The sequence below is a fragment of the Gilliamella sp. Imp1-1 genome (genome assembly GCF_001690415.1).
Classification (GTDB): domain Bacteria; phylum Pseudomonadota; class Gammaproteobacteria; order Enterobacterales; family Orbaceae; genus Gilliamella; species Gilliamella bombi.
In genome coordinates this window covers 1-8,795 of record NZ_LZHK01000010.1, presented here as the reverse complement: position 1 = coordinate 8,795, position 8,795 = coordinate 1, and the positions used below count along the sequence as shown (strand labels likewise).

The following is an 8,795-nucleotide window of genomic DNA, read 5'->3' as shown; positions in this document are numbered from 1 at the left end:
GTTTAATTTGCTAGATAAAATATGTTTATGCATTATAAAAATACATATTTACCTCATATCTGAATTTAAATATGTTCCTAAATAAAGCTTAGTTTTCAAATATTTAAAATAAAAGTTACTTTGAAGTTCAATTTATTAATAATAATCATATGTTAATAAGTTTTACTGTAAGTTAAATAGCATAATTTCATTATTTTAGGAAAATAAATATGAATATTTATAATGCAAAAATGATACCTAACCGATTAAATCTTTTAACTAAACTTATTTTTTCTTTTTCTGTTTTAATGGGGGTAACTCCAGTTGATGCCGTCTATGAAAATCATTTTTTCGATGATGCTTCATTAACTGGTAACATCTTTTTCTGGAATCGTGATCGTGACCGTAAAGATATAGAAACCAATAAATATAAAAGCAATATTAGACAATCAACATTTAATAGTAATTTGGATTATCGTTCTGGCTATATTGCAGATAGATTTGCTATTGAACTTGGTGGTTATGGCGCTTGGGAAGTCAGTAATGGCGGTAATGGACACCCAAATGAAATAGGATTTAGTGGTGCTCATACCCGTTGGGATGAGGATTGGAAGAAAGATGTCAGTGGACTTAGTTTTTATAAAGCACAAGCAAATTTTAAAATTGACGAATTATTTTGGGTAAAAGCAGGTTATATTCAACCCTCAGGTCAAACGTTACTTGCACCACACTGGAGTTTATTACCAGGTACTTATCGAGGTTTTGAGGTAGGGTCAACTCTTGATTTTGATAGCGCTGGAGCATTGTCGATGTCATATATGTGGAGTGATAAATATAAAGCACCTTGGTATAAACGGCTTTATGAATTTAAACAGTGGGGAAAAGGTAAAAAAATTAATTATTTACATTCTGCCGGTTTGAAGTATGACTTTAAAAATGACTTAGTATTAGAAAGTGCATTTGGACAAGCACAAAATTATATGAACCAATTTTTTGGTAAAGTATCTTATAAAATGGAAGTGTTTGATAATCCTATGATTATGAGCTACCAATTTTATGGCGCTAAAGATCAATCGCATAAAGGTACAGATGTATATGATGGCTTGGCGTGGTTGCAAGCAGCAACATTAGGCTATCAAGTTGGTGCTATCGGTCTACGATTTGAAGGCGTTTCGGTTAAAGCTGATGGAGAACAGGGATTCTTTTTACAGCGTATGACACCTGATTATGCTTCATCAAATGGTCGTTTAGATATATGGTGGAATTCTCGCTCAGACTTCAATGCCAATGGTGAAAAAGCAGTGTTTGCTGAAGTGACTTATGATTTAAGTTACCTATCTCATTATTTAGCGGGTTGGAAAACAGGTGCGTCTTATGCCTATGGTTGGGATGCAAAACCTAGCACTAATCGTCAATACAATCAAAAACAGCGTTTGATTGAATCTGCATATAACTTTGATTTAGGTTATACCGTGCAAGAAAGTTGGGCAAAAGATACAACCTTCCAATTGCACTATACCGAATATAATAACCATTCAAATATACCGAGCTGGGGTGGTGGATACGGTAATATCTTCCAAGATGAACGGGACATTAAATTTATTGTTACAATTCCATTCACTGTTTTTAGTGCTAAACAAAAATAGGTAAAAAAGATGAAAAAGATTAAGGCAACGATATTAGCAACTTCAATCCTTTCTTTGTTAAATATATGTGCGATTCAATCAGTGCATGCTTCTCAACAAATTGCTGATTTGATTAGTTCTCAACTTAATGTTAAATATGAAGTTGTCGACAATCAAGCAAACTCAAATGGCGTTAACTGTTCAGCTTTAGGTGCTGATTGGGCTTCTTGTAATAACGTCATGATTTCACTTAAAAATACTGGAACAGCCATTAATAATAAAGATTGGGCTATCTATTTTGATAATATCAGAATGATTCTATCTGTAGACAATGATCAGTTTAAAATCACCCATATTACAGGTGATTTACATAAACTCGAGCCAACAGAAAAGTTCACTGGTTTTCCTGCCAATACAACGGTGAATATTCCAATTATTGGGGAATATTGGATGCTTAGTGAAAGTGATGTTATGCCACGTTGGTATGTAACTTCCAGTGATGCTAAACCCAAAATTATTGCTAACACTAACACTGATTCTGACAATTTATCGGCATTTGTTGCACCAATAAAACAACAATGGAAAAGAACGGCTGATGATCACAATATTTTAATGACGCCTGCTAACCGTTTTGAATATAACGCCGATATTAATAAATTATCTGAATCATCGTTACGAGGGCAAATTTTACCGACACCAAGCAAACTTACAATAGGTAAAGAGGATGTTATAATTGATCAGCAAGGAGTTAATTTGATCCTTAATGGTTTAAATCAAGAAAGTTTAGCTATTTTAAAAGCACAATTTAAAGCATTAAACATTGCAGTAACAGGAAAAGGTTATCAAATAAAAGCAACCGTTGATCCTAAACAATTTAAGCAAGAAAAATTTGGCGCTTATCAATTAGATATCAAAAAGGATAAGACATTAATCACCGCTTATGATGAAGCAGGAATTTTTTATGCAGTTCAGTCAATTTTATCTGTTATTCCTGTAAATCATGCTAATTCAATACCAACGTTAAATGCAGTCGATTCGCCACGTTTTACATATCGAGGGATTATGCTTGATATTGGGCGTAATTTTAAATCTAAACAAGCCATATTAAGTTTATTAGATCAAATGGCAAAATATAAAATGAATAAATTCCATTTTCACTTAAGTGACGATGAAGGTTGGCGAATTCAAATTCCTGGATTACCTGAGCTAACTGATATCGGTAGTAAACGCTGTCACGACCTCACGGAGCAAAATTGTTTATTACCACAATTAGGTTCGGGACCTGATAGTAATACAAGTGGATCAGGATTTTTAAGTCGTAATGATTACATTGAAATTGTCAAATATGCAAAAGCACGCTTTATCGAGGTTATTCCTGAAATCGATATGCCTGCACATGCCAGAGCCGCAATAGTATCAATGGAAGCACGTTATAAACGCCTAATGAATGAAGGAAAAGAGCAACAAGCTAATGAGTATCGTTTAGTTGATCCAACCGATACATCCAATACCACAACGGTACAATTTTATAATCGCTTAAGCTATTTGAATCCTTGTCTTGATTCATCTAAACGCTTTGTTAATAAAGTTATCGATGAAATCGCAAAAATGCATATTGAAGCAGGGCAACCGCTTAATACTTGGCATTTTGGTGGTGATGAAGCTAAAAATATCCGTTTAGGTGCAGGTTATCAAGATCTGCAAGCAAAAGAAAAAACTAATATTAAAGGTACTATTGATCAAAGTATTGAAGATCATCCATGGGCTAAATCACAAGCTTGCCAAACTTTTGTGAGAAAAGGCAAAGTGAAAGATATTGAGCATCTACCAAGTTATTTTGCACAACAAGTCAGTACCATTATTAAAGAGCATGGTATCAATCATATGCAAGCGTGGCAAGATGGCATGAAACATGCCGAAAATGCCAAATCATTTGCAGTCGATAAAGTTACAGTTAACTTTTGGGACACATTATATTGGGGGGGATTTGATTCAGTTAATGAATGGACAAATAAAGGTTATCAAGTGATTATCTGTAATCCAGACTATGTTTATTTAGATATGCCATATGAAGTGAATCCAAAAGAAAGTGGTTACTATTGGGCAACACGTTTTAGTGATGAACGTAAAATATTTAGTTTTGCGCCCAATAATTTACCACAAAATGCTGAAACTTCGGTTGACCGAGATGGTAATCCATTTACAGCTAAAGGTACTATGAACTGGTCAGGTGCTTATGGGCTATCAGCACAAATTTGGACTGAAGATATCCGTAGTGATAACAAAATGCAATATATGGCTTTTCCTCGTTTACTAGCGGTTGCTGAAAGGGCTTGGCATCAAGCTGATTGGGAAATGGCTTATCAAAAAGATCGCCAATATCAGCAAGGTGAAACACATTATGTAGATAGCAAAGCGTTACATGATGATTGGAATCGCTTTGCTAATTTACTTGGACAAAGAGAGCTAGCTAAACTTGATCTTGCGGGTATAAATTATAGATTACCTATTCCTGGTGCAAAAATTGTAAATGGTAAATTAAACGCCAATATTGTATTTCCAGGATTAAACATTGAATATTCAACGAATAATGGAAAAAATTGGAAACTTTATACTGCTCCAGTGGCAATTAATAAAGATGACACTATCTCTATTCGTAGTATTTCATCAGATCAAAAAAGAACAAGTCGTATAGAAAAGCTAAATTAAGCTTTAAAGCACTAATATTCTTATCCGTTTATCGGATAAGAATAAAGCCTAAGAAAGGGAGTTGATGATATTTAATGAAGTGTCTCCATAAGCTCAGCTTCATCAAAATCGTCATCATTCCCATCTTCAAAATAAGTGCCCCAACCATCATATGTGACGCCAAATTGGGTAGTAAGTGCGATGATTTCTGCAATTTGTGCATTTATTAGTTCGGCATTGAGTAGGCTTTCAGTAACAATATCAAAAGCGATAACAACATTGCCTGCATCGTCAATATCTTCATCGGGATCGGTTGCTTCATAGCCTAATTTATAGGCTTCTACTGCCACTTTTTCTAATTTATCAAAATTTTGTGATGAAATGTGATGCTCAATGATATAAAGTGCATGAGGATCGCTACCATCTTCTAATAGTTCCTCAATAATTGTGCTAGTATCTTGTTGAGCAAGGCGAATTTGATCTTTCATAATATACCTTTTAGTGGTCATGCAAATTGTGTGGTATATTACACGTTTCAAAATAATTTTCGAGAAAAAAATGATCGTTGATTTACATTCACATACTACGGCATCGGATGGTCTCTTAACACCTAGCGAACTTGTCAAAAGAGCTGTAGATAACCAAATTGCTATTTTGGCTATTACCGATCATGACACCGTTAAAGGTTTACCTGAAGCTCAAAAAACGATTGCTAACGAAAATTTACCTATTAAATTAGCTTGTGGTGTTGAAATATCAACTTCTTGGAAAAACAACGAAATCCATATTGTTGGGTTAAATATTGATATTGCACATCCTGAGTTAACGACACTGCTATCATCACAAGAACAAGGAAGAATCGATCGAGCGTTGGCTATAAGCCATAAATTAGCTAAAGTTAGTATTGAAAATGCTTATCAACAAGCACAACAATTTGCAAAAGGAGACATTGTTTCGCGTGCTCATTTTGCAAGATTTTTAGTTGCTAACGGCTATGTTAAAGACATTAAACGCGCCTTTAAAACGTACTTAGGAAAAGGTGGTTATGCTTATGTACCTGCAACATGGTGTAGTATTTCAGATGCAGTTAATGCCATTCATGCGGCAAGAGGGCAAGCAGTACTTGCACATCCAAGTCGCTATGATCTAACTTTAACTAAATTGAAATTATTAATAAGTGAGTTTAAATCTAGTGGTGGTGATGCAATTGAAGTTTCACAAAGCAGGCAAACGCAAGATGATTTACAAAAATTAGCTAAATTAGCCAATGAATTTGAACTATTGGCATCACAAGGATCGGATTTTCATGGTGTTGACACCTATTTAGATTTAGGAAAAACAACCCCACTACCCGGTAGTGTTACACCAATTTGGCATAATTGGAAACTCTAAATAAATCTGGATTAAAATCGATTTATATTCGTGCTTCACTATAAGGTTAACGATATAAAATTTAATCATGCAAATCAGATTAACAATAATATTGATATAGAAGAAAATTATGAGTCAAACTTTTTATATTCATCCAGATAATCCGCAAACTCGATTATTAAATCAAGTTGTCAACATATTAAATGATGGTGGTGTTATAGCTTTTCCGACCGATTCAGGATATTCACTGGGTTGTTTACTAGACAATAAATCGGGTGTTGATCGAATTTGTCAAATTCGTCAACTTGATAAAAATCACAATTTTACCTTGATGTGTCGTGATCTTTCTGAACTATCTAGTTATGCTTTTGTAGATAACACAACTTTTCGGTTACTAAAAAATAATACCCCAGGTAAATATGTTTTTATTTTACAGGCAAGTAAAGAAGTACCTCGTCGATTGATGAATGAAAAACGCAAAACAATTGGACTAAGAATTCCTGATAATAAAATTGATTTAGCGTTGCTCGAATTATTAGGGCAGCCATTAATGACTGCGACATTAATTTTACCTAATGATGACCAAGCGCAATCCGATCCCGACGAAATAGAAGATAAAATAGGTTATCAGCTTGATGCGATTGTGCACGGTGGTTATATAGGTCAACAACCTACCAGCGTAATTGACTTGACTAATGACTATCCAACAATTATTCGTAAAGGAAGTGGAGACACTAAGCCATTCGAATAAATGTTCATTTTTTATTGTCAATATATCGACAATATAGTTAATAGAAAATTGATACCTGAGAAGGTAACAGCGAGGATTTTATGAAAAATAGCAAATTAGCATTCCCACAACTTGGCAAAAAGACAAATAGCGTTAAAGCAAAGGAAAAGCAACTCTACGAAAAACCAAAAACCTCAAAAGTACCAGCTATTACACGCAAAACATCGGCACATGATAATACTGAAAAACTCCAAAAAGTATTAGCTAATTTAGGTAATGGATCACGCCGAGAGATTGAAGCAATGATTGTGGACGGTAAAATCAGTGTAGATGGAAAAATTGCCACATTAGGCGATCGGGTTGATGTTAATGCCAATCCGAAAATTCGTATCAATGGTCATTTAGTTCAGCTTAGAAGTAAAGAAAAAGAAGTTTGCCGAGTACTAGCTTACTACAAACCAGAAGGTGAAATTTGTTCCCGCAATGATCCGCAAGGACGGGCAACTGTTTTTGAACGTTTACCTAGATTAAAAAATGCACGTTGGGTGAACATTGGCAGACTTGATATCAATACATCGGGCTTATTATTATTCACAACTGATGGTGAATTAGCTAATCGATTAATGCATCCACGGCACGAGATTGAGCGTGAATATGCAGTGCGAGTATTTGGTAATGTGGCTGATCAACAAATTAACCAACTTCGTAAAGGGGTGCAACTAGAAGATGGCCCAGCCTCATTTCAATCAATTAAAGCACAAGGTGGTGATGGAATTAACCAATGGTTTAATGTAGTTATAACAGAAGGCCGTAATCGGGAAGTTCGTAGAATGTGGGAAGCTATTGATGTGCAAGTTAGTCGATTGCTACGCATTCGTTATGGCAATATCACTTTACCCAAAGGATTATCACGCGGAACTTGGCTAGAACTTGGTATTGACTCAGTCAATTATTTACGTGAACTAGTCGGTTTGCCACCTGAATCTAAAAGTTTCACCACAAGCTCTTCTTCTGACAAAAGAATAGTAAGACCAAAACGAGTCAAACTTAATCAACAGACTAAAACAACACGGCAAAGAGTAACTCAAAAAGCAACTCGAAAATAACCTTTACCCTGCCCTTAAATAGTTTAGTTATTTAAGGGTACCAGCATAAAATATAATTCACACCTTTCCTATTTCAAATAAACTGACTTGTCACCCAATAATAATGAGTAACTAGTTAATCAATTTTTAGCAAAAAAAGTTAATAAATTAGAACTAATTTATAATAGACTCACCAACTAGCTTATTAATCAAGCTATATTTAAACAGTTTTCATCTTAATAACAAGATGAACAAGCAAAAAAATAAACTAAAATGAATTGAAAGGAAAATTATGCGTATAATTATAGCTGTTTTTTTTATGTTCTTATTAGCTGCTTGTCATACACGTACAGCAGAAGAAGCTTATAAAGAAGGAAAATATTTAGAAAGCATCAACTTATTGGCGGATAGTATTGAGGATAAGGGTACTGCAAAATTAGGTCAAAAAGTCGTACAACGACTACAAAATATCGTCAATAACGTTATGCAACATTATGAAACAACTTTATCAAATGCCAATAATCAGGATTATGCCAAACGAATAGAATGCTACCAAAATTTATTAGCAATGAAACTGCGATTAAGTGATCGCTTTTATAGCCAAGAAATCAGTTTTTTTGATAATAAATATGATTTTACTAAATTACAAGAGAGTATCGCAAAAGAGTACTATGACTATGGTAATTCAATCACAGGAACCGATAGTAAAAGTTATAGAATAAAAGCCGATTTATACAAAAAAGGATTTGAGCAATACAACTATAAAAACATTGAAAGTTTGTATAACAATGCAAATAAAAAATATATGCAACTTGCTGCTAAAGATTATTATGACCAAGGAAAAATGTTAGCACAGCAAGGTAATTATAAAGCTGCTGCGGATGCATTTAATAATGCCTCGGAAGTATATGGATCGGCTACACTAATTAGTACCAGTTTTATAAGGTCATTGTTATGATAAACTAAAAATAAGAGAAGGTAACAACAATGGCAATCGATTCATCACGAAGAGCAAAACGTAGCTTTACTAACGAGTTCAAAAAACAAATGGTCATGCTATATCAAAATGGTAAAAAACGTGCGGATATCGTCGCAGAGTATGACCTCACCAAATCAGCATTAGATAATTGGATAATGCAGTACCAAACTACCGGCTCATTCATCGCAAAAGATAATCGTCGAACTGAAGAGAACGAACTTATCGCGCTACGCAAAGAGAATAAACGTTTGTTAATGGAGAATGATATCCTAAAGCAAGCGGCGTTGATAATGGGAAGAAAATCGAGTTAATTTTACATAATAAGCATCGATACAGCT

The 8,795-nt window shown here is 34.3% G+C and carries 8 protein-coding genes; 7 read left to right on the top strand and 1 reads right to left on the bottom strand.

Annotated elements, in window-relative coordinates; all coding sequences use genetic code 11:
* Nucleotides 1-287: 287 nt before the first annotated feature.
* Both A9G38_RS01530 and A9G38_RS01525 read left to right on the top strand, forming a co-directional pair.
* Nucleotides 288-1,625 (top strand): OprD family outer membrane porin, encoded by a 1,338-nt coding sequence (locus A9G38_RS01530; protein WP_442902851.1) that lies wholly within the window; start codon nucleotides 288-290, stop codon nucleotides 1,623-1,625.
* Between the two features lie 9 nt (nucleotides 1,626-1,634).
* Nucleotides 1,635-4,313 carry a beta-N-acetylhexosaminidase gene (locus tag A9G38_RS01525; protein ID WP_034909807.1) on the top strand — a complete coding sequence of 893 codons (2,679 nt, stop codon included), beginning with the start codon at nucleotides 1,635-1,637 and terminating at the stop codon, nucleotides 4,311-4,313.
* 71 nt (nucleotides 4,314-4,384) lie between these two features.
* Here A9G38_RS01525 and rraB read toward each other — a convergent pair whose 3' ends face one another.
* Nucleotides 4,385-4,780 carry a ribonuclease E inhibitor RraB gene (rraB, locus tag A9G38_RS01520; protein WP_034909805.1) on the bottom strand — a complete coding sequence of 132 codons (396 nt, stop codon included), beginning with the start codon at nucleotides 4,778-4,780 and terminating at the stop codon, nucleotides 4,385-4,387.
* Between the two features lie 70 nt (nucleotides 4,781-4,850).
* Here rraB and rnm point away from each other — a divergent pair, with 70 nt between their 5' ends.
* The 5 genes from rnm to A9G38_RS01495 all read left to right on the top strand — a co-directional run bounded on the left by rnm (nucleotide 4,851) and on the right by A9G38_RS01495 (nucleotide 8,768).
* On the top strand, nucleotides 4,851-5,684 hold the full coding sequence (rnm, locus tag A9G38_RS01515; protein WP_034909925.1) for an RNase RNM: 834 nt from the start codon (nucleotides 4,851-4,853) through the stop codon (nucleotides 5,682-5,684).
* Nucleotides 5,685-5,793: 109 nt separating this feature from the next.
* Nucleotides 5,794-6,414 (top strand): L-threonylcarbamoyladenylate synthase, encoded by a 621-nt coding sequence (locus tag A9G38_RS01510; RefSeq protein WP_034909803.1) that lies wholly within the window; start codon nucleotides 5,794-5,796, stop codon nucleotides 6,412-6,414.
* An 80-nt stretch (nucleotides 6,415-6,494) separates the two neighbouring features.
* Nucleotides 6,495-7,499: a 23S rRNA pseudouridine(2605) synthase RluB gene (rluB, locus tag A9G38_RS01505; protein WP_080702279.1), complete on the top strand. Its 1,005-nt coding sequence runs from the start codon at nucleotides 6,495-6,497 to the stop codon at nucleotides 7,497-7,499.
* A gap of 271 nt (nucleotides 7,500-7,770) precedes the next feature.
* Nucleotides 7,771-8,436 (top strand): hypothetical protein, encoded by a 666-nt coding sequence (locus tag A9G38_RS01500; protein ID WP_034909800.1) that lies wholly within the window; start codon nucleotides 7,771-7,773, stop codon nucleotides 8,434-8,436.
* A gap of 29 nt (nucleotides 8,437-8,465) precedes the next feature.
* Entirely contained in the window at nucleotides 8,466-8,768 is a 303-nt protein-coding gene (locus tag A9G38_RS01495; RefSeq protein ID WP_034915944.1) for an IS3 family transposase, read from the top strand.
* The last annotated feature ends 27 nt before the right edge of the window (nucleotides 8,769-8,795 follow it).

Coding starts and splice junctions, on each gene's coding strand:
- rluB (WP_080702279.1), top strand. CDS start 6,495: ATGAAAAATAGCAAATTAGCATTCCCACAACTTGGCAAAAAGACAAAT.
- A9G38_RS01525 (WP_034909807.1), top strand. CDS start 1,635: ATGAAAAAGATTAAGGCAACGATATTAGCAACTTCAATCCTTTCTTTG.
- rraB (WP_034909805.1), bottom strand. CDS start 4,780: ATGAAAGATCAAATTCGCCTTGCTCAACAAGATACTAGCACAATTATT.
- A9G38_RS01510 (WP_034909803.1), top strand. CDS start 5,794: ATGAGTCAAACTTTTTATATTCATCCAGATAATCCGCAAACTCGATTA.
- A9G38_RS01495 (WP_034915944.1), top strand. CDS start 8,466: ATGGCAATCGATTCATCACGAAGAGCAAAACGTAGCTTTACTAACGAG.
- rnm (WP_034909925.1), top strand. CDS start 4,851: ATGATCGTTGATTTACATTCACATACTACGGCATCGGATGGTCTCTTA.
- A9G38_RS01500 (WP_034909800.1), top strand. CDS start 7,771: ATGCGTATAATTATAGCTGTTTTTTTTATGTTCTTATTAGCTGCTTGT.
- A9G38_RS01530 (WP_442902851.1), top strand. CDS start 288: ATGGGGGTAACTCCAGTTGATGCCGTCTATGAAAATCATTTTTTCGAT.